The following is a 19,596-nucleotide window of genomic DNA, read 5'->3' on the forward strand; positions in this document are numbered from 1 at the left end:
CTATGATGGATCCCGGAGCTGCGCGGCTTGGCGAGGATGACGCGCCGGCGCATCGCTAGCCCTGCAGCAGCCTGACGCGCGTGCCCCAGGGGTCGGCGCTCTCGAAGCCGCCGGAGACCGGCTTGGTTGAGATGCCTGCAGCCTTCAGGCGCTCATGCGTGGCGGTCAGGAGATCGCCCTTCGCCGTCACCAGCGAGAACCAGTCGAGACCCGTAAGCGATGGATCGCGCGCCCCCGTGCCGGCGCTGTTCCAGGTGTTCATCGCCAGATGGTGGTGATAGCGGCCTGACGAGAGGAAGCTCGCCGTGTCGCGGCGCGAGGTCGGCTCCAGGCCGAGCAGGTCGCGGTAGAAGCGGTCGCCGGCCGCGACATCGCCGACCCGCAGATGGACATGGCCGATGCGCAGGCCATCCGGCGCGTTCGCATAGTCGCTCGCGCGAGCGTCTGTCAGGGACAGGATGTCGTCGACATCGAGGCGTTGGGTCCCCATCACGACGCGGCCTGCCTCCCAGCGCCAGCCCTCGGGCGCGCGGTCGGCATAGACCTCGATGCCGTTGCCCTCGGGATCGTTGAGATAGACCGCCTCGCTGACGCTGTGGTCGGCGAAGCCGGTCAGCGGCGTCTGGTTGCGGGCGACATGCACCAGCCAGCGCGCGAGGTCCTTGCGCGTCGGCATCAGGAAGGCGGTGTGGAACAGGCCGGCCTGCGTCGGAGGCTCCAGCCCGGCGCCGGGGCGCGGCTGCAGGATCAGCAGGGCGCCTTCCGCCGTGCCCAGAGTCACGCCGGCCTCGCCGCGTGCCAGCACTGTAAGGCCGAGCACGTCGCGGTAATAGGCGCTCATCCGCTCGACGTCGCGCACCCGCAGCGAAGCCGTGCCGATGCGCAGCGGCGTGCTGTTGGCAAAGCCGCTGCCCCCGGGCGGCGGCGCGACCGGGCCGCCCTCGGCGCGGACGGCACCGGCCATGGCTGCGGCAAGCGAGGAGACTCCGGCAAGCTGCAGCAGGATGCGACGGGTCAGGGCAGGGCGCATAGGTCGTCGGGCTCGCGGGCGGTTGATGGACAGGACCTGAAGGCCATGAAATCCTCCTCCGTGCATCTCACAAGCGCGTGCGCGGACGCGCCCTGAACCCGATCGGTCGTTCCCGCGACAAAGCCATGAACAGGCGAGGCCAGATCGGCCGCGCCGGCGTTTCCGTCTCCAGGCTGGGGCCTCCTATGAAGACCATTCTTCTCGTCACCGTCCCGCGCGTCCTGCTCGGGCTGCTTTTCCTCGTCTCCGCCGTCGACGGCTTCTGGTGGCTGGCGACCGGCAACCACCTGATCCATCCGCCGACCAGCGAGCGCGGCGTCGCCTTTGAGGTCGCGCTGCAGAATTCGGGCTTCTTCTGGCCGCTCTTGAAGACGATCAATCTCGTCGGTTCGCTCAGCCTGCTGACCAACATCGCGCCGGCGCTCGGCCTGGCCCTGATCGCGCCGGTGATGGCGGTGATCGTGCTTTTCCATCTGGTGATCAATCCGCAGGGCATGCCCGTGGCGGTGATCCTGGTGGTGCTCGGCGGGCTGCTGGTCTGGGCTTATCGCGACCGCTACGCGGCGCTGCTGCGTTGATAGGCGAAGTCAGTGCCGCGCGTCATGCTCGGGCTTGACCCGAGCATCTCTTGAAAGAGATTCTCGGGTCTGCGCTGCGCTTCGCCCGAGAATGACGGCGCCCTACATCGAAAATCCGCGCAGCCTGTCTCCGAGCTCGCCCAACCTGTCGGCCGCGACATTGGCGATGGCCACCCGCAGATGCTGCTCCTGCCCCGGCCCGAAATAGGGGCCGGGCAAGGCGAGCACGCCGCGCTGCTGAACCAGTTCGCGCACCACTGCCGCCGCCGGAACTCCGGCGAAGGGGTGGGCGACATAGGCGAAATAGGCGCCGGCCGCGAGCACCTGCCAGCCGTTATGCGGCGCCATCGCGGCCCGGAATAGCGCGGCGCGGGCGTTGATTTCGTCGCGGTTGGCCTCGCGCCAGGCGCGCGTACCCTCGATGGCCCAGGTGATCGCGGCCTGGCCGGCGCGAACCGGGCTGATCTGGACGCAGTCGAGCACCTTCGCGATCTCGGCCATCACGGGCTCGCCGGCCGTGATGGCGCCGAGCCGCCAGCCCGGCACCGCATAGGCCTTCGAGAAGCTGTAGAGCCCGATCACCGAGTCCTGCCAGGGCGTTGACGCGAAGACCTCATGCGGCGCGCCAGCATCGGCCGGCAGGAAATCGCGATAGGTCTCGTCCAGCACCAGCCAGATGCCGCGACGGGCGCAGAGCGCGGCGAAGGCGGCGATGGTCTGCGGCGGATAGATCGCGCCGGTCGGATTGTTCGGCGTCACCAGCACGATGGCGCGGGTGCCGGCATCGATCAGCGCCTCGGCCGTGGCGACATCGGGAACGAAGCCGGCGGCAGGGTCGCAGGGCAGCGGGCGCGCCTCGACGCCGAGCATGCGCAGCGTCATCTCGTGGTTGAAATACCAGGGCGCCGGCAGCAGCACATTCTGGCCGGCCTTCGCCACGGCCATCATCGTCATCACGAAAGCCTGGTTGCAGCCGGAGGTGATCGCGACCTCCGCCGGCCGGAACGCCGTGCCGTAGAGACGGGAGATTTCGGCCGCATAGGCCTCGCGCAGCGCCATGTCGCCGGTGATCGGGCCGTAGCGCGTCGCGTCGGGCGAGCGGGCGGCCTCGCTGAGGCGCTCCAGCAGCGCCGCCGGCGGCGGCGAGCCCGGGACCGCTTGGGACAGGTCGACCAGCGGGCCCGAGCGCCCGTCATAGGCGCGCGCCCAGCCCTGCGCCTCGGGGATGGGCGGGGTGGCGGTGTCGAGCAGGTCGGGGTTGAGGGCGGCGGCGGAGGTCTGGAGCATGGCCGGCAGCATTGGGATGCAGCCGGCTTCACGTCAATCGGGCGGCGGCGCGGGGCGCCCTTGCGCTTGGATGAGGCCGCACCCCGCGCCATATCCTGTCGGTCGGGAGCAAGGGAGCGCGAGCCGAGATGCAGGACGAGACCAACGACGCCATCGACGAACTGCACGCGCTGCTCGACCGTGCCCCCAGTATTCTCAGCTTCACCGGGGCCGGCATCTCGACGGAATCCGGCGTGCCCGATTTCCGCTCCGCCGGATCGCCCTGGATGGTCAACAAGCCCATCCCCTTCGACGCCTTCGTGAAGAGCCGCGAGGCGCGGATCGAGGCCTGGCGGCGCAAATTCGTGATGGACGATCATTTCGCCGGGGCTGCGCCCAATCGCGGCCATCTTGCGCTGGCGCGGCTGGTCGCGGAGGGACGGTCGCCCGCCATCATCACGCAGAACATCGACGGGCTGCATCAGGCTTCCGGCGTCCCCGACGAGCAGGTGATCGAACTACACGGCAACGGCACCTATGCGATCTGCCTGCTCTGCGGCTGGCGCCATGAACTGGCGGCGATCCGTCCGGTCTTCGAGGCGACCGGGGAGCCGCCGGCCTGCACGATGTGCGCCGGCCCGGTGAAGTCGGCGACCATCTCCTTCGGGCAGGCGATGCCGCAGGAGAAGATGAGCAGGGCCCAGCAACTCGCGCTGGAAGCGGAGCTTCTCCTCGTCGTCGGCTCGTCGCTCGTGGTCTATCCGGCGGCGACGCTGCCGATCATCGCCAAGAAGCAGGGCGCGACGCTGGTCATCGTCAACCGCGAGCCGACGGAGCTCGACGAGATCGCCGATCTGGTCGTCAGGGCGGAGATCGGGGCGGCGCTGGGGCGGCTGGCGGAATAAAGGTGGCGGCTCTCCCAAAAGGCTCTGCGCCTTTTGGTTTCGGCGCTCGCCGCTGCTGCCTTTTGGGCATCGCGTGGTCGGCCGAGCACGCCCCATGCAAAAAAGTCCGGCTCCGGCGCCATTTTATGGCTGCGAGGATGTGGATGACGCAAAGCCGGCTGTATCGCGACTCCGCAGCGATGGTAACCTGACAGCGCGAATCAAGGCAGTCGCGCGGGGGTGTACGGCAGATGTCCGATGAGTTCGGTGAGAGCGGGCGGCGACCGATGGGCCCGATCCAATCGCTCAATCGTGTGATGCGACTCGACGGGCCGGAAGGACTCGGCAACGAGGCCACCGTCGAGATCAGCGGCCATGTCAAATGGTTCGACGTCAGCAAGGGTTACGGCTTCGTCGTGCCCGAGGACGGCGGCGCCGACATCCTCGTTCATGTCACCATTCTGAAGCGCGACGGCTTCAACGCCATCGCGGAGGGCGCCCATATCGTGCTCGAAGCGGTCGAGAAGCCGCGCGGCCGTCAGGCGGTCCGCGTGCTGTCGATCGACACCACCGCCGCGCGCCACCCCGCCGAGATGCCGCTCGCGCGCACCAATGTTCAGGTCACGCCGACCAGCGGCCTCGAGCGGATGACGGTGAAGTGGTTCAACCGCCTGCGCGGCTTCGGCTTCGTCTCGGCCGGCGAAGGCGCGCCCGACGTCTTCGTCCATATGGAGACGATGCGGCGCTACGGGCTGGTCGAGCTGATCCCGGGGCAGGTCGTGCTGGTGCGCTACGGACCCGGGCCGAAGGGGCTGATGGCGGCCGAGATTCGGCTGGAGCAGGGCGGGGCGCCGAACTCCCACTGACGTCCGCCGCACGGAAGCAATCGGAAAGGCGCCCCCGGCGCCTTTTTTGTTGTTCGCCGGGGCTGCGGCAGGCATGGCGGCACAGCCTTTCGTAAGGAATTAACATTCCTGACGTGTGATTTGCTGCAAATTGCCGTTGAAATATGCAAAATGCCTATTCTATGGTCGCCGCCGCCGACCGAGGGAGTCTGCGGCGCGTGAAGATATTCAAACCCATTCTTGCGGGAGCGACCGCCTCCGAGCGGCTAATGGCCTGTGCCGGGGCCTTCGCCGCTATCGCGCTGGCGGCTGTCACCGGCACGGTACTGCCCTCTCAATCCCCTCTGGTCGTGGCGCCGATCGGTGCCTCCGCGGTTCTGGTCTTCGCGGTTCCAACGAGCCCGTTGGCGCAACCCTGGTCGGTGGTCGGCGGCAATGTGATCTCTGCCACGGTCGGGCTGCTCGTGGCCTGGACGGTACCCGACACCACCCTGGCCGCGGCGCTGGCGGTCTCGCTGGCGATCGGCGCGATGTCGCTGGCGCGCTGCCTGCATCCGCCGGGTGGGGCCGTCGCACTGACGGCGGTGCTTGGAGGCCCGGCGGTCGGCGCCTGGGGCGCGCTGTTCCCGCTCGTGCCGGTAGGTGTGGATTCACTTGCGATGGTGGGGCTCGGGATGGCGTTCCACAGCCTGATGGGGCGCAGCTATCCGCACCGCTTGCCACCGCTCAAGGCGGCGCCGGTTGCGCCGCTGCTACCGGCGAATTTCAGCGCCGCGGATATCGACGACGCGCTCGAACAGATGGGCGAGACCTTCGACATCGCCCGCGACGATCTCGACCGGCTGCTGGCCTATGCCGAGGCGAACGCCGCCCGCCGGCAGGCGCAGGCGTCCTGAAGTCGGTCTGGCGGGCTCAAAGCGCGAAGGACGTGCCGCAGCCGCAGGAGCTGGTCGCGTTCGGATTGGTTATGCGGAAGGACTGGCCGACAAGGTCGTCGACGAAGTCGATGGTGCAGCCTTCCAGCAGGTCGAGCGAAGCCTCGTCGATCAGGACGGTCGCGCCGTCGCGCTCGATGACGATGTCGCCGGGCGCCTTCTCGCGGTCGACGTCGAAGATATACTGAAATCCCGAGCAGCCGCCGCCTGCGACGCTGACGCGCAACATCGAGCCCGGAGCCTCCGTCTGCATCACGGAGAGAATGCGGGTCGCGGCCTGCTCCGTCACGGCGATGCCGCGCGGATTGGCCTCGGTATCGATCGACATGGCATGGGCTCCTCGGGCAGATGCTCCTTGCACCCTGGTTACCCACAAAGGTAATTGCGCGGCAGCGCCTCTACAAGCCGGGGGCGGCGACGGATCAGCCATGCCGCATCCACAGGACATCGAATTCGAGCACGGCCGCGAGCCCGGCGAGCGCTGGCGGGCGCCCTATGCCTGCCGCTCCAGCCTGAGTCGCGGGCGCCTCGTCGTCGAGCCGGGCTCGGCGACGCGCAATCAGTTCCAGCGCGACCGCGACCGCATCATCCATTCGACCGCCTTCCGCCGGCTCAAGCACAAGACGCAGGTCTTCGTCTCGCATGAGGGCGACCATTTCCGCACGCGGCTGACCCATACGATCGAGGTGGCGCAGATCGCCCGGGCGCTCGCGCGGGCGCTCGGCCTCGACGAGGACCTCGCCGAGGCGCTGGCGCTGGCGCACGACCTCGGCCACACGCCCTTCGGCCACACCGGCGAGGACGCGCTGGAAGAGTGCATGGAAGGCTTCGGCGGCTTCGACCACAACGCGCAGACGCTGCGGATCGTGACGCGGCTGGAGCGACGCTATGCCGGCTTCGATGGGCTGAACCTGACCTGGGAGACGCTTGAAGGGCTGGTCAAGCATAATGGGCCGCTGCTCCTAGCCGACGGCAGCCCGACCGCGCGCTATGCGAAGAACGGCATTCCCGCGGCGATCGTCGAATACCAGGGCAAGCAGGACCTCTGGCTCGCCTCCTACGCCTCGGCCGAAGCGCAGGCGGCGGCGCTGGCCGACGACATCGCCTACAACGCCCACGACATCGACGACGGGCTGCGCGCCGGGTTGTTCGGCCATGCCGAGCTCAGGGTCGTGCCCTTCCTCGCCGGTCTGCTGGACGAGATCGAGGCGCTACATCCGGGGCTGGAGACCGCACGCGCGACCAATGAGTTGGTGCGGCGGGTGATCACGCGCTTCGTCGAGGGTGTGATTGGGGAATCGCAAGCCCGGCTGGCCGAGCTGGCGCCGGCGGATGCCGATGCGATCCGGCGGGCGCCGGGGCCGGTCATCGCCTTCCCCGAGGCGATCGAGCAGGCGGACCGCGAGATCAAGGCCTTCCTCTATCCCAACATGTATCGCCACGCCCGCATCGCGCCGATCCGGAGCGATGCGGCGCAGGTGGTGCGCGACCTGTTCGCGCGCTTCAGCGCTGAACCCGGGCTGATGCCGGCGGATTGGGCCGCAGGCTGCGAAAGCCTCGACGCGCATCGTCGCGCGCGCCGGATCGCCGACTATATCGCCGGCATGACCGATTGGTACGCGCTCGACGAGCATCGCCGCCTGTTTGACGCGACCCCCTCGCTGCGATAGGGCCGAGCGCTTCCGACCCCGCAGAACCAGCCCATCTGCAGTAGATATTGGCCGCCATGAACCTGTTCGAGACCTATTCCGCCCGTGTCGCCGCCGCGCTTGTCGCGCTCGCCGAGCGAGGGGCGCTGCCCGCGGGGCTCGATCTCGGGCGCGTCGTGGTCGAGCCGACCAGGGACCCGGCCCATGGCGATCTCGCCACCAATGCCGCGATGGTGCTCGCCAAGGAGGCCGGCACCAATCCGCGTGCGCTCGCCGCGCTGCTGGTCGAGGAACTGGCCAAGGATGTCGAGATCATCAAGGCGGAGATCGCGGGGCCGGGCTTCATCAACCTGACGCTGCAGCCCGCCATCTTCACGGCGATCCTGAAGGATGCCGTCAAGCGTGGCCTCGAATACGGGCGCGGCCGCGAAAAGCCCGAGCCGAAGGTCAATGTCGAATACGTTTCGGCCAATCCGACCGGGCCGATGCATGTCGGCCATGGTCGCGGTGCCGTGTTCGGCGATTCGCTTTCCAACCTTCTCGCCTTCGCCGGCCATGCCGTGACGCGCGAATACTACATCAACGATGCTGGGGCGCAGGTCGACGTGCTCGCCCGCTCGGCCTTCCTGCGCTATCGCGAGGCGCTTGGCGAGACGATCACCATCCCTGAGGGGCTTTATCCCGGCGACTACCTCGTCTCCGTCGGCGAGACGCTGGCGAAAGCCCATGGCGACGCGCTTCTGGCCAAGCCGGAAGCCGAATGGCTGCCGCTGGTGCGCAGCGTCGCGATCGACGGCATGATGGCGATGATCCGCGACGATCTCGCTGCGCTCGGCGTCGTTCATGACGTCTTCTTCTCGGAACGCTCGTTGCAGAAGGTTGATGGCAACAAGGATGCGGTCAAGGAGACGATCGAGGATCTGCGCTCGCGCGACCTGATCTATGAAGGTCGGCTGCCGCCCCCCAAGGGCCAGAAGGACGAGGATTGGGAGGATCGCGAGCAGACGCTGTTCCGCGCCACCCGGTTCGGCGACGATGTCGACCGGCCGCTGCTGAAGTCCGACGGCAGCTACACCTATTTCGCCAACGACATCGCCTATCACCGCTCCAAGTTCACGCGCGGCTTCGCCCAGATGATCGACGTCTGGGGCGCCGACCATGGCGGCTACGTCAAGCGCATGCAGGCAGCGGTGAAGGCCGTGACGCACGAGAAGGGCGATCTCGACGTCAAGCTCTGCCAACTCGTGAAGCTCCTGCGCAACGGCGAGCCGGTGAAGATGTCGAAGCGCTCGGGCGATTTCGTCACGCTGCGCGAAGTCATCGACGAGGTCGGCCGCGACGCGGTGCGCTTCATGATGATCTTCCGCAAGAACGACGCGACCTTGGACTTCGATCTTGCCAAGGTGGTCGAGCAGTCGAAGGACAATCCGGTCTTCTACGTCCAGTACGCGCATGCTCGCTGCGCCTCCATCTTCAGGCAGGCGCGCGAGGTGTTTCCGGACCTGGAGCTTGCGCCGGCGGCCCTGGCCCGTGCCGATCTGTCGCGGCTGACCGACGAGGCCGAGATCGCTATCGTCAAGTTGATCGCCTCTTATCCCCGGGTCATCGAAGGCGCAGCCGCTGTTCACGAGCCACATCGGGTGGCATTTTTCGTGCATGAGCTGGCCAGCGCTTTCCATTCCTTGTGGAACAAGGGCAAAGACTCGCCGCAATTACGGTTCGTTAATCAAACTGATCGAGAGTCGACCTTGGCGAGGTTGGCGTTTGTGCATGCGGTGCGCAGCGTCCTTGCTTCCGGTCTGGCTGTCGCCGGAGTTGCGGCGCCGGAAGAGATGCGCTGATGGCCTGCTGGCCCTCGGTGCGCACAAGGTCAGGCTGATCACGCGGCACGTTGGGTTTCCCATCGGCGTCGTCGGCCTGCGCTGGAATGGATCATACCCATGAGTGAGCCAGCTAGGAATCGTTTCGCGCTCGATCTCGAAGATCTCGAGCGCCAGCTCCGCAGCGCCGGCCAGGCCCCCAAGGCCGGTCCGGCGGCCGATCCGCTCGCAGAGTTGACGCGCATCGTCGATCAGGGCGATCCGCTGAGGGACATCTTCAGCCATCGTGGACAGGCTGCCGCGCCCCAGCGCTCGCCGGCATCATGGCAGGCGCAGGCCCCAACGCAGGCTCGCCGCGAGCCGCAGCCCCAGATCGAGCCTGTCCGGCCGGTGCTGGTGACCAATGAGCAGCCCACGCCGCCGGCCGAACTGCGCGGTGCCCTGGACGAGTTCGAGGCGTTGCTGCGCCGGACCGACGCCGTCGCGCGGCAGGCTCCGGCTCCCACCCCGGCCGCCGCGGTTCCGGCGCGAGCCGAGCCCCGCTTCGCCCCCGAGCCTGAGAGCTTCGAGCCGTCGGAGCCGCAGCTCTATCAGCGCCCGGCCGCCATGCAGGGGCAGGTCCATGTGCCGCGCGATCTCGACGATGAGCGTGAGCCCTATCCGTATCACGGGCAGCAGGGCTACGAGCAGCAGGGCTATGAGCAGCAGCATTACGAACAGCAGCATTACGAGCAGGAGCCGCCCTTCGCCGCGCCGCAGGCGCATGCGGAGCTGCCGGCCGACGACGCGATGCCGGTCCTGCGGACGCGCCGCTCGCGTCGGGGGCTTTGGGCCGCCGCTGCGGTGATCGCGGTCGGGGTCATCGGCGTCGGCGTGTCGATGTCGCTGCGCGGCCCGACTACGCCGTCGGACGGCCAGCCGCCGACCATCACCGCCGATGCCAGCCCGACCAAGGTCGAGCCGGTCAATCCGGGCGGGAAAGAAATCCCGAACCAGAACAAGCAGATCTATGAGCGCTCCGGCGAGGCGGTTGGCGGGACCAAGGTCGTCAGCAGCGAGGAGCAGCCGATCGACGTCCAGCAGGCTGCGCGTTCGATGCAGCCGCGCGCGGCGCTGCCGGCGGTGGGTTCCGGCGTCGCGGCGACGCCGGCCGCCAATGTGCTCGCCCAGGCGCCTGCCACCATCCAGCGCGATCCGTTGGCGTCCGAGCCCATGCTGACGCCCGTGCCGCCGGTGCCCGGCCTCGGCGAGCCCCGTCGGGTCCGCACCGTGACGATCCGGCCGGACGGCACGCCCGCGCCGCCGCCAAACAGCGATGCCAGCTATACCAACGGCACGCTGCCGAATACCACGGGCTCGGCTCCGGCGGTCCGGCCGGGAGCGATCGATACCGCTATGGCGCAGCCGCGTCCGCGCCCGGCCGTGGCTGCGGAGCAGCTCAAGGTACAGGAGAGGGTCGCCGCGCCGGCTCCCGCGACCACCCCGGCCGCCACGCCTTATCGGGTCGCCAATGCGCCGGCAGCTGCGCAGGCGCCCGCCGCTCCGGCCGCGCCCGCTACCGCCGCGCTCCGCAGCGGGACCGGCGACTTCGTGGTCCAGCTCGCTGCCCCCGGCAGCGAATCGGAGGCGCGTGCGACCTTCGCCGCGCTCCAGCGCAAATATCCGGGCCAACTCACCGGCCAGGCCCCGATCGTCCGGAAGACCGAGCTCGCCGGCGGCAAGACGGTCTATCGCCTCCGGGTCGGTCCCTATTCGCGCGAGGATGCGACGACGATGTGCACGCAGCTTCAGTCCGCGGGCGGGCAGTGCTTCATCGCCAAGAACTGAGCCGTCACGACGGCTTGTAGAGCCGGCGGCGCCCCTTGGGCGCCGCCGGTTTTTCGTTTGCGACGCGTCGGGACTCACCGGCAGCGGCTGCCGGTGGCCCGGCCTCGGCTTTTATGCGATAGGCGCGCAACCCGAGTCGAAGCGACAGCCCGCAGACGCGGCCACACAAGAGCATAAGAACACCCGGAGGATACCATGGATCGTCGCAAGTTCGTGAAGACGGCTGCAACCGGCGCCGCTGGCAGCGCCCTCATCGCAGCCCCCGCCATCGCCCAGTCGCAGCCCAAGATCGCCTGGCGGCTGACTTCGAGCTACCCGAAGAGCCTCGACACGCTGTTCGGCCTCTCGACCCAGGTCGCCAAGCGCGTCGCCGAGGCGACCGACGGCAATTTCCAGATCCAGGTCTTCTCGGCCGGCGAGATCGTGCCCGGCCTGCAGGCGCTCGACGCCGTGCAGAACGGCACGGTCGAATGCAGCCACACATTGTCGAGCTTCTATATCGGCAAGGACCCGGCTTTCGCCTTCGAGACCTCGCTGCCCTTCGGCTTCAATGCCCGCCAGCAGAATGCCTGGCTCTATGCCGGCGGCGGGCTGGAGCTGTGCCGCGCGTTCATGCAGAAGCAGAATCTCTTCACCATCCCTTCGGGCAACACCGGTGCGCAGATGGGCGGCTGGTTCCGCAAGGAGATCAAGTCGCTGGAGGACCTGAAGGGCCTGAAGATGCGCATCGCCGGGATGGGCGGGCAGATCATGGCCAAGCTTGGCGTGGTGCCGCAGCAGATCGCCGGCGGCGACATCTATCCGGCGCTGGAGCGCGGCACGCTCGACGCGGTCGAGTTCTCCGGCCCGCTAGACGACGAGAAGCTCGGCTTCCAGAAGGTCGCGAAGTACTACTACTATCCCGGCTTCTGGGAAGGTAACGCCAATGTCAGCTTCATCGTGAACCTCGAGAAGTGGAACGCGCTGCCGGCCTCCTACAAGGCGATCGTCGAGGCCGCCTGCACCGAAGCGAACATGCTGTGCATGGCGAAGTACGACAACGGCAATCCCGATGCGCTGCTGCGCCTCGCCGGCACGGGGGCCGAGCTGCGGCCCTTCCCGCAGGAGGTGATGCAGGCGGCGTTCAAGGAAGCCTACGCGATGTATGGCGAGCTTGCCGCCTCGAACCCGGCCTTCAAGACCTTCTACGATTCCTTCCTGCCTTACTGGAAGAAGGAGAACCTCTGGTTCCGCATCGCCGAGCTGCCCTTCGACGCCTTCAACGCCCAGATGTCAGCGCAGATGCGCTGAGGGCGCAGGCCCCCAAGACGGAGTGCTCCGTCGTTCCGGGCGAAGCGCAACGGGTGCCCGGAATCCATCATAGCGTTCAGTTCCTGCAGGGAGTTCAATCCTTGCAGGGCTTGGGCCCTTCGATGGATTCCGGATCGGCGCGGCTGCGCCGCTTGTCCGGAATGACGGCAACAGTTGCGGTTTTCCGGGGCGCGGGGGCGGGCTGTGCTTGACCATCCCCGCACTGCTTCCTAACGCAGTGACATGACATCGCGCGCCTTCATCGCCGGCTGCCTCGGGACGAGCCTGACCCCTGACGAGCGCGCCTTCTTCCGGGATGCGCGGCCCTGGGGCTTCATTCTTTTCCGGCGCAATACCCAGGATCCTGCGCAGGTTGCTGCGCTGACGGCCGAAATGCGCGAGACGGTGGGCTGGCACGCGCCGGTCCTGATCGACCAAGAGGGTGGGCGGGTCCAGCGCATGGCCCCGCCGAACTGGCCGAAATACCCGGCGGCGCGGGCCTTCCTCGCGATCAACGATCCGCTGCTGCAGCGCGAGACGGTGCGGCTCTCGGCTCGGCTGATGGCGCATGATCTGAAGAGCGCCGGCATCGATGTCGACTGCCTGCCGGTGCTGGACGTACCCGTGGCCGGCAGCCATGACGTGATCGGCGACCGGGCCTATGCGCACGACCCCGATCAGGTCGCCAGGCTCGGCCGGGCGGCGGCCGAGGGTCTTCTCGCCGGCGGCGTGCTGCCGGTGATCAAGCACATGCCCGGCCATGGCCGGGCGCGGGCGGACAGCCATCACGACCTGCCGGTCGTCGATGCGCCGCTGGACGAGCTTCGCGCGCATGATTTCCGGCCCTTCCGGCATCTCGCGGACATGCCGCTGGCGATGACGGCGCATGTCGTCTTCACCGCGCTCGACCCGAAGAATCCGGCGACGGTCTCGCGCAAGGTCGTGCGCGAGATCATGCGCGGCGAGCTCGGCTATGACGGGCTGATCATGACCGACGACATCTCGATGAAGGCCCTGTCCGGCGGCTTCGCGGAGAAAGCCCGCGCCGCGACCCGGGCCGGCGTCGATGTCGTGCTGCACTGCCACGGCATCATGGACGAGATGGTCGCGATCGCAGGCGCCGTGCCGGAGATGAAGGGCGCCCGCGCCCGCCGCGCCGCGATGGCGCTCGCCCGCATCCGGCACGAGCCCGAGCCGCTCGATGTCGAGGCCGCGCGTGCCGACGTCGCCAGGGCGCTTGCGTCGGGCGCCTGAACAGCGGAATTTGCCTGTCGGGGCTGCGCATCATCGCAAGCTCAGCTCTCATTCTGAGGAGCAGCCTTCAGGCTGCGTCTCGAAGGATGAGGGTTGAGAGGTGAAGGGGCGCGATTGGAACAAGGGGCCAGCCGGTCATGGCGGCGCAACTGCCATTCGAGGACGACGACCCGCGCCGCGAGGACGAGCCTGCCCTGCTTGTCGATGTCGATGGCTATGAGGGGCCGCTCGACCTGCTGCTCGATCTTGCCCGGCGGCAGAAGGTCGATCTGCACCGCATCTCGATCCTGGCGCTGGCTGAGCAGTATCTCGCCTTCGTCGAGGAGGCGCGGGCGCTGCGTCTCGAGCTTGCAGCCGACTATCTCGTGATGGCGGCCTGGCTCGCCTATCTCAAGTCGCGCCTGCTGCTGCCGGAACCGCCGAAGGGCGACGAGCCGAGCGCCGCCGACCTCGCCACCGCGCTGGCGCTGCGCCTGCGCCGGCTGGAGGCGATCCGGGCCGCGGCCCGCAGGCTCGCCTCGCGCGAGCGGCTTGGCCAGGACGTCTTCGCCCGCGGGGCGCCGGAGGCAGTCGTGGCCGGAGCCCGGCCGGTTTGGGAGGCGGAGCTCTACGACCTGCTGGCGGCTTATGCGCAGCAGCGCATGAAGCGGGTGCAGGGCCATATCTCGGTCGGCCATCGCGTCGTGTGGTCGCTGGTCGAGGCGCGCGAGGCGCTGCAGCGACTCGTCGGCGAGGCGGGGGACTGGACCGCGGTCGACCCGTACCTGACCCGCTACATCGCCTCAAATGGCCTGCCTGCCGAGGAAATGACGGCGACCGTGCGGGCCTCCGCGCTCTCGGCCATGCTGGAGATGGTGAGGGAAGGGGTGCTCGACCTGCGCCAGGACGAGGCCTTCGCGCCGCTCTATCTGCGCCGCCGCTCGGCCCGCCCGCCCGCCTTGCCGCTGGTCGGCCGGGACGCCTGATGACCGTGGCTATGGCGAATGCTCTGCAGAATGAGGCGGATGGCGGCGGCGCGGAGGCCTTCGCGCAGGCGCTGCGCGTCGTCGAGGCGCTGCTTTTCGCCTCCGCTGTGCCGCTGTCGGCCGAGGAACTGGCGCGCGCCATTCCAGGCGGCATCGATGTCGGCCAGGTGCTGGCGCGGCTGACGGAGCTTTACGCGGCGCGCGGGGTCAATCTGCGGCAGGTCGCAGGCGGCCATGCCTTTCGTACGGCCCCGGACCTCGGCTATCTGCTGGCAGCGGAAGCCGAGCCACCGCGCCGGCTGTCGCGGGCGGCGCTCGAAGTGCTTTCGATCATCGCCTATCACCAGCCGGTGACGCGCGCCGAGATCGAGGAGATCCGCGGCGTCGCCACCGCCAAGGGCACGCTCGACATCCTGCTGGAGGCCGGCTGGGTTCGCCTGCGCGGCCGGCGCCGCTCGCCGGGGCGGCCGGTGACCTTCGGCACGACGCCGGCGTTCCTCGATCAGTTCGGGCTCGACCGGATCGACGACCTGCCCGGCCTCGAGGAACTGAAGGGGACGGGTTTCATCGAGGGGCGGCTGACGCGCGACCTCGCCGTGCCGGTTCCGGACGACGACCCGGACCTGCGCGCCGACGAGGACCCGCTGGGCGATCTGTTCACGCCGCTTGACGACGGCGACGCCGGGCCGCATGGGGCGGACGAGTAGGGCGGGGTCGTTTTTCACGTAACCTCCGCCGTCATTCTGGACAAGCGGCGCAGCCGCGCAGTTCCGGGGGCCTTCATGGAGCGATGTCGCGTCCTGTGATGGATCCCGGGACGACCTTCGGTCGCCCAGGATGACGGTGGAGATATTGCAGGTTCGGAGCATCATTTGGCCGTTCAGGAGACCAAATCGCGCTGGTTGAGCTGGGGGCGCCGCGGCACGGCGGGTGCCGCCATCCCCATGGCGCTCGCCTTCGAGGGCGTCACCCAGCGCTTCGGCGACGTCACGGCGCTGAACGACGTCTCGCTCTCGATCGGGCCCGGCGAGATCGTCGCCCTGCTGGGCCAGTCGGGCTGCGGCAAAACGACCCTGCTGCGGCTCGCCGCCGGCGTCGAGCGGCCGAGCGCCGGGCGCGTTCTGCTCGAAGGCAGGGATGTTTCCTCGGCGGGAAACTTCGTCGAGCCGGAGAAGCGCGGCGTCGGCCTGGTGTTCCAGGACTATGCCCTGTTTCCCCATCTGACGGTGCGCGAAAACGTCCGCTTCGGGCTCGGCGGACCGGGCGAGAGCGAAGCGTCGGTCGATGCCACGGCGCTGCGGGCGATCGCGCGCGTTGGCCTTGCCGACCTCGCGGACGCCTATCCACACATGCTTTCGGGCGGCGAACAGCAGCGGGTCGCGCTGGCGCGCGCGGTGGCGCCTCGGCCGGGCGTGCTGCTGATGGACGAGCCCTTCTCCAATCTCGACCGGCGCCTGCGCGACGTGGTGCGCGACGAGACCGCGGCGCTGCTGGAGGAAACCGGCGCGACCTCGATCATCGTCACGCATGACCCCGAGGATGCGATGCGCATCGCAGACCGGATCGTGCTGATGCGAGCCGGCGAGATCGTGCAGATCGGCAGTGGCGAGGAGCTCTATCGCCGCCCCGCCAGTCTCTTTGCCGCCCGATTCTTCTGCGATTTTAACGAGGTCGGCGGACGGGTCTCGGGCGGTGTGGTCGAGACGCCGATCGGGCGCTTCCGGGCCAAGGGCATGGCCGAGGGCAGCGAGGCGATCGCCTGCATCCGCCCCCATGCGGTCCGGATCGTGCCGAAGGGTTTTCACCAGCCGGGCCGCGTCGTGACGCGGCGCTTCCTCGGCGAGGTCGATCACATCCTGGTGGCGATCGACGGCTTCGACGGGCTACTCGCGGTGCGGGCCGGATTCGCCGGCAAGTTGCGCGAGGGCGACGATGTCGGCCTCGACATTCCGACCGACGAAGTCCTTGTGTTCCCTGCGGGGTCCACATAGGTTCCGCCACAACAAACACTTGGCCCGGGGGGAGGACACCCGGGTCGCATCGAGATCGTCAAGGAGTTCGCCATGGGTGGCGTCAGCATCTGGCACTGGATCGTCGTCGGCGTCATCGTGATGCTGCTGTTCGGTCGCGGCAAGGTTTCCGAATTGATGGGCGACGTGGCCAAGGGCATCAAGTCGTTCAAGAAGGGCATGGCCGAGGACGAAACGCCGCCGCCCCCTCCGAGCGCCGCGACCCCGGCTGATCCGAAGATCATCGACGCGCAAGCGACCAATCCCGCTGCGGCCAAGGCCGAGACCAAGGCCTGAGGGCGAGCACCCCGCCACGGCGGGATGCTGAGAGGACGAGCCGTCGATGTTCGACATCGCCTGGAGCGAATTCATGCTGATCGGGGCGGTCGCGCTTGTCGTGATCGGCCCCAAGGACCTGCCGAAAGCCATGCGCACCGTCGGCCAGGCGGTCGGCAAGATCCGGCGCATGGCCAGCGAGTTCCAGGGCCAGTTCAACGACGCGATGCGCGAGGCCGAGCTCCATGACCTGAAAAAACAGGTCGAGGATGTCGGCGGCTCCGTGTCCAGTTCGCTGAACACCGACTTCCAGCCGATCGACATGCCGGCCTCGGCCGGGCTCGACGATGCGGCGTTGAAGGAGGCCGAGGCCAAGCTCGCGGCTATCCCTGCGCCCGATCCGCTGCCGCCGGTCGAGATCGCGCCCGCCCAGACCGCTTCGGTGGAAGCTGCGGCTGAGCCTGCCGCCGAGGAAAAGCCGAAGCGCCGCCGCAAGGCCGCGAAGGCCGAGCCGGCTGCGGAGCCTGAGGCCGAAGCGCCTGCGAAGCCTGCGCGCAAGCGGAAGACTGCGGCGGCTGCGGCCGAGCCGGGCGAAGGGAGCGCGGCATGAGCATCGCCAACAGCCGCGAGGGTGAAGAAGAGATCGAGGCCTCGCGTGCGCCGCTCATCGAGCATCTGATCGAGCTGCGGTCGCGGCTGATCAAGTCGCTGATCGCCTTCCTGATCTTGTTCTTCATCTGCTTCGCCTTCGCGACGCAGATCTACAATATCCTGGTCCAGCCCTATGTCTGGGCAGCGGGACCCGGCGCCAACGTCCAGCTCATCTATACGGCGCCGCTCGAATATCTCTTCACCCAGATCAAGATCGCGGCCTTCGGCGCGGGCTTCTTCGCCTTCCCGGTGATCGCGACGCAGATCTACAAGTTCGTCGCGCCGGGGCTCTACAAGAACGAGCGCCAGGCCTTCGCGCCCTATCTCGCGGCGACGCCGATCTTCTTCATCGCAGGGGCGGCGATGGTGTTCTTCTTCGCCATGCCGGTGCTGATGAAGTTCTCCATCGGCATGCAGCAGGCGGCGACGGACGGTCAGGCCGGCATCGCGCTCCTGCCCAAGGTCAGCGAGTATCTCTCGCTGATCATGACGCTGATCTTCGCCTTCGGCGTCTCTTTCCAGCTGCCGGTGATCCTGACCCTGCTCGGCCAGGCGGGCATCCTCGATTCGACCTTCCTGAAGGAAAAGCGCCGCTACGCGATCGTCTTCGTCTTCGTGGTCGCGGCCGTGCTTACCCCGCCCGACGTGATCTCGCAGCTGATGCTCGCGATCCCGATGCTGCTGCTCTACGAGCTCTCGGTTTTCTCGGTGCGCCATGTCGAGAAGAAGCGCGAGGCGAAGAAGGCGGCCGAAGAGGCAGCGGAAACGGCCGCGGGCGAGTAGCGCCGGCTCATCCCTCGCATCGTGATGCTCGGGCTTGTCCCGAGCATTCCACGTCTTGAGCTCAGGTTCCGACAAGCGAAGACAGGTGGGTGGTCGGGACAAGCCCGACCATGACGGGGAGGGCTTCCTTCGTCACCTTCCCTGTTCCCTAGACGCGCATCCCGGTCTAGAGCATCACGCTGTTCCCATCCGTGACGGCGTGGCCTGACGACGATGTACGATATCAAGTGGATTCGCGAGAACGCCGAGGCGTTCGATACCGGCTTGGCGCGACGTGGGCTCGAGCCGCTGTCGTCGTCGCTGCTCGCGCTCGACGACACTCGCCGCTCGGCGATCGCGAAGGCCCAAAGCTCGCAGGAGCGCCGCAACGCGCTGTCGAAGGAAATCGGCAAGGCGATGGGCGCGAAGGATGTCGCGCTCGCGGACCAGCTCAAGGCCGAGGTCGCCGGGCTGAAGGAGCTTCAGCCGGCGCTGGAAGCCGAGGAGAAGGCCGCCAAGGACGCGCTCGACGAGCAGCTCGCCGCGATCCCGAACCGCCCGCATGACGATGTGCCCGAAGGCGCCGACGAGCATGGCAACGTCGTGAAGTCGATTCATGGCGAGCCGCCGGAGAAGGCGGGCGGCCGTCTGTTCGGCCAGAATGCCGCGCCCAAGGAACATTTCGAGCTCGGCGAAGCGCTGGGCCAGATGGATTTCGAGACGGCGGCGAAGCTGTCGGGCTCGCGCTTCGTCGTGCTCAACAGCCAGATTGCTCGCCTGAGCCGGGCGATCGGGCAGTTCATGCTCGATACGCACACGGAAGAGCATGGCTATACCGAGGTGATGCCGCCGCTGATGGTGCGCGACGATGCCATGTTCGGCACGGCGCAGCTGCCGAAGTTCCGGGACGACCAGTTCCGGGCAGGCGATGACCATTGGCTCATCCCCACCGCCGAAGTGCCGCTTACCAATCTCGTGCGCGAATCGATCCTGTCCGAGGAGGAGTTGCCGCGCCGCTACACAGCGCTGACGCCTTGCTTCCGGGCCGAGGCCGGATCGGCAGGGCGCGATACGCGCGGCATGCTGCGCCAGCACCAGTTCGAGAAGGTCGAGCTCGTCTCGATCACCGCGCCGGAGAAGTCGCGCGAGGAGCATGAGCGTATGCTCGCCTGCGCCGAGGCGGTGCTGAAGAAGCTCGACCTGCATTATCGCGTGATGACGCTCTGTACCGGCGATATGGGCTTCGCGTCGCAGAAGACCTACGACATCGAGGTCTGGCTGCCAGGCCAGAAGACCTATCGCGAGATCTCGTCCTGCTCGGTCTGCGGCGATTTCCAGGCGCGGCGCATGAACGCCCGCTACAGGACCAAGGACGGCAAGGGTCCGTTCTTCGTCCATACGCTGAACGGTTCGGGCACGGCGGTCGGCCGGGCGCTGATCGCGGTGATGGAGAACTACCAGAACGCCGACGGCTCGATCACGGTGCCCGAGGTGCTGGTGGCTTATATGCGCGGCGTGACGCGGATCGAGAAGGCCTGACGCCCCCGCTTGCTCA

At 68.0% G+C, this 19,596-nt stretch carries 19 protein-coding genes; 16 read left to right on the top strand and 3 right to left on the bottom strand.

What is annotated here, in order from left to right:
* Window positions 1-55 precede the first annotated feature (55 nt).
* Complete coding sequence (locus ASE63_RS07865) at window positions 56-1,030, bottom strand: VOC family protein (RefSeq protein ID WP_056799158.1); 975 nt, start codon at window positions 1,028-1,030, stop codon at window positions 56-58.
* Between the two features lie 185 nt (window positions 1,031-1,215).
* Between ASE63_RS07865 and ASE63_RS07870 the strand changes: the two genes are divergently transcribed.
* Complete coding sequence (locus ASE63_RS07870) at window positions 1,216-1,608, top strand: hypothetical protein (protein ID WP_056799160.1); 393 nt, start codon at window positions 1,216-1,218, stop codon at window positions 1,606-1,608.
* A 102-nt stretch (window positions 1,609-1,710) separates the two neighbouring features.
* Here the strand turns inward: ASE63_RS07870 and ASE63_RS07875 are convergent, their stop codons facing one another.
* Window positions 1,711-2,895: an aminotransferase gene (locus ASE63_RS07875; RefSeq protein ID WP_056799329.1), complete on the bottom strand. Its 1,185-nt coding sequence runs from the start codon at window positions 2,893-2,895 to the stop codon at window positions 1,711-1,713.
* Window positions 2,896-3,023: 128 nt separating this feature from the next.
* Here ASE63_RS07875 and ASE63_RS07880 point away from each other — a divergent pair, with 128 nt between their 5' ends.
* From ASE63_RS07880 to ASE63_RS07890, 3 genes are all read left to right on the top strand, one after another.
* On the top strand, window positions 3,024-3,779 hold the full coding sequence (locus ASE63_RS07880) for a Sir2 family NAD-dependent protein deacetylase (protein ID WP_056799164.1): 756 nt from the start codon (window positions 3,024-3,026) through the stop codon (window positions 3,777-3,779).
* Window positions 3,780-4,075: 296 nt separating this feature from the next.
* The gene (locus tag ASE63_RS07885; protein WP_244491330.1) at window positions 4,076-4,624 is read left to right on the top strand and encodes a cold-shock protein; all 549 of its coding nucleotides are present in this window, start codon (window positions 4,076-4,078) and stop codon (window positions 4,622-4,624) included.
* 197 nt (window positions 4,625-4,821) lie between these two features.
* Window positions 4,822-5,499: an HPP family protein gene (locus ASE63_RS07890; protein WP_162261735.1), complete on the top strand. Its 678-nt coding sequence runs from the start codon at window positions 4,822-4,824 to the stop codon at window positions 5,497-5,499.
* Between the two features lie 16 nt (window positions 5,500-5,515).
* Here ASE63_RS07890 and ASE63_RS07895 read toward each other — a convergent pair whose 3' ends face one another.
* Window positions 5,516-5,866, bottom strand: coding sequence for an iron-sulfur cluster assembly accessory protein (locus tag ASE63_RS07895; RefSeq protein ID WP_056799172.1), 351 nt, complete (start codon window positions 5,864-5,866; stop codon window positions 5,516-5,518).
* A 100-nt stretch (window positions 5,867-5,966) separates the two neighbouring features.
* Between ASE63_RS07895 and ASE63_RS07900 the strand changes: the two genes are divergently transcribed.
* The 12 genes from ASE63_RS07900 (at window position 5,967) to serS (ending at window position 19,580) form a co-directional block, all read left to right on the top strand.
* A complete protein-coding gene (locus ASE63_RS07900; RefSeq protein ID WP_056799175.1) occupies window positions 5,967-7,208 on the top strand; it encodes a deoxyguanosinetriphosphate triphosphohydrolase in 1,242 nt (413 codons plus the stop codon).
* A gap of 56 nt (window positions 7,209-7,264) precedes the next feature.
* Window positions 7,265-9,028: an arginine--tRNA ligase gene (argS, locus tag ASE63_RS07905; protein ID WP_056799178.1), complete on the top strand. Its 1,764-nt coding sequence runs from the start codon at window positions 7,265-7,267 to the stop codon at window positions 9,026-9,028.
* Between the two features lie 99 nt (window positions 9,029-9,127).
* Window positions 9,128-10,834, top strand: coding sequence for an SPOR domain-containing protein (locus tag ASE63_RS07910; protein ID WP_056799181.1), 1,707 nt, complete (start codon window positions 9,128-9,130; stop codon window positions 10,832-10,834).
* Window positions 10,835-11,029: 195 nt separating this feature from the next.
* On the top strand, window positions 11,030-12,124 hold the full coding sequence (gene dctP, locus ASE63_RS07915) for a TRAP transporter substrate-binding protein DctP (protein WP_056799184.1): 1,095 nt from the start codon (window positions 11,030-11,032) through the stop codon (window positions 12,122-12,124).
* Window positions 12,125-12,367: 243 nt separating this feature from the next.
* Entirely contained in the window at window positions 12,368-13,378 is a 1,011-nt protein-coding gene (nagZ, locus tag ASE63_RS07920) for a beta-N-acetylhexosaminidase (protein ID WP_056799186.1), read from the top strand.
* A gap of 137 nt (window positions 13,379-13,515) precedes the next feature.
* Complete coding sequence (locus tag ASE63_RS07925; RefSeq protein WP_056799188.1) at window positions 13,516-14,343, top strand: ScpA family protein; 828 nt, start codon at window positions 13,516-13,518, stop codon at window positions 14,341-14,343.
* 11 nt (window positions 14,344-14,354) lie between these two features.
* Window positions 14,355-15,050, top strand: coding sequence for an SMC-Scp complex subunit ScpB (gene scpB / locus ASE63_RS07930; RefSeq protein ID WP_056799191.1), 696 nt, complete (start codon window positions 14,355-14,357; stop codon window positions 15,048-15,050).
* Window positions 15,051-15,215: 165 nt separating this feature from the next.
* Complete coding sequence (locus ASE63_RS07935; protein ID WP_244491325.1) at window positions 15,216-16,334, top strand: ABC transporter ATP-binding protein; 1,119 nt, start codon at window positions 15,216-15,218, stop codon at window positions 16,332-16,334.
* 72 nt (window positions 16,335-16,406) lie between these two features.
* On the top strand, window positions 16,407-16,649 hold the full coding sequence (locus tag ASE63_RS07940) for a twin-arginine translocase TatA/TatE family subunit (RefSeq protein ID WP_056799197.1): 243 nt from the start codon (window positions 16,407-16,409) through the stop codon (window positions 16,647-16,649).
* Window positions 16,650-16,695: 46 nt separating this feature from the next.
* On the top strand, window positions 16,696-17,238 hold the full coding sequence (gene tatB / locus ASE63_RS27880) for a Sec-independent protein translocase protein TatB (RefSeq protein WP_056799200.1): 543 nt from the start codon (window positions 16,696-16,698) through the stop codon (window positions 17,236-17,238).
* Window positions 17,235-18,062: a twin-arginine translocase subunit TatC gene (gene tatC / locus ASE63_RS07950; RefSeq protein ID WP_056799203.1), complete on the top strand. Its 828-nt coding sequence runs from the start codon at window positions 17,235-17,237 to the stop codon at window positions 18,060-18,062. The genes tatB and tatC overlap by 4 nt, the downstream gene beginning before the upstream one ends.
* 213 nt (window positions 18,063-18,275) lie before the next feature.
* Window positions 18,276-19,580 carry a serine--tRNA ligase gene (gene serS, locus ASE63_RS07955; RefSeq protein ID WP_056799208.1) on the top strand — a complete coding sequence of 435 codons (1,305 nt, stop codon included), beginning with the start codon at window positions 18,276-18,278 and terminating at the stop codon, window positions 19,578-19,580.
* The last annotated feature ends 16 nt before the right edge of the window (window positions 19,581-19,596 follow it).

Origin of the sequence: Allobosea sp. Root381 (genome assembly GCF_001429395.1) — a bacterium.
GTDB lineage: Bacteria > Pseudomonadota > Alphaproteobacteria > Rhizobiales > Beijerinckiaceae > Allobosea.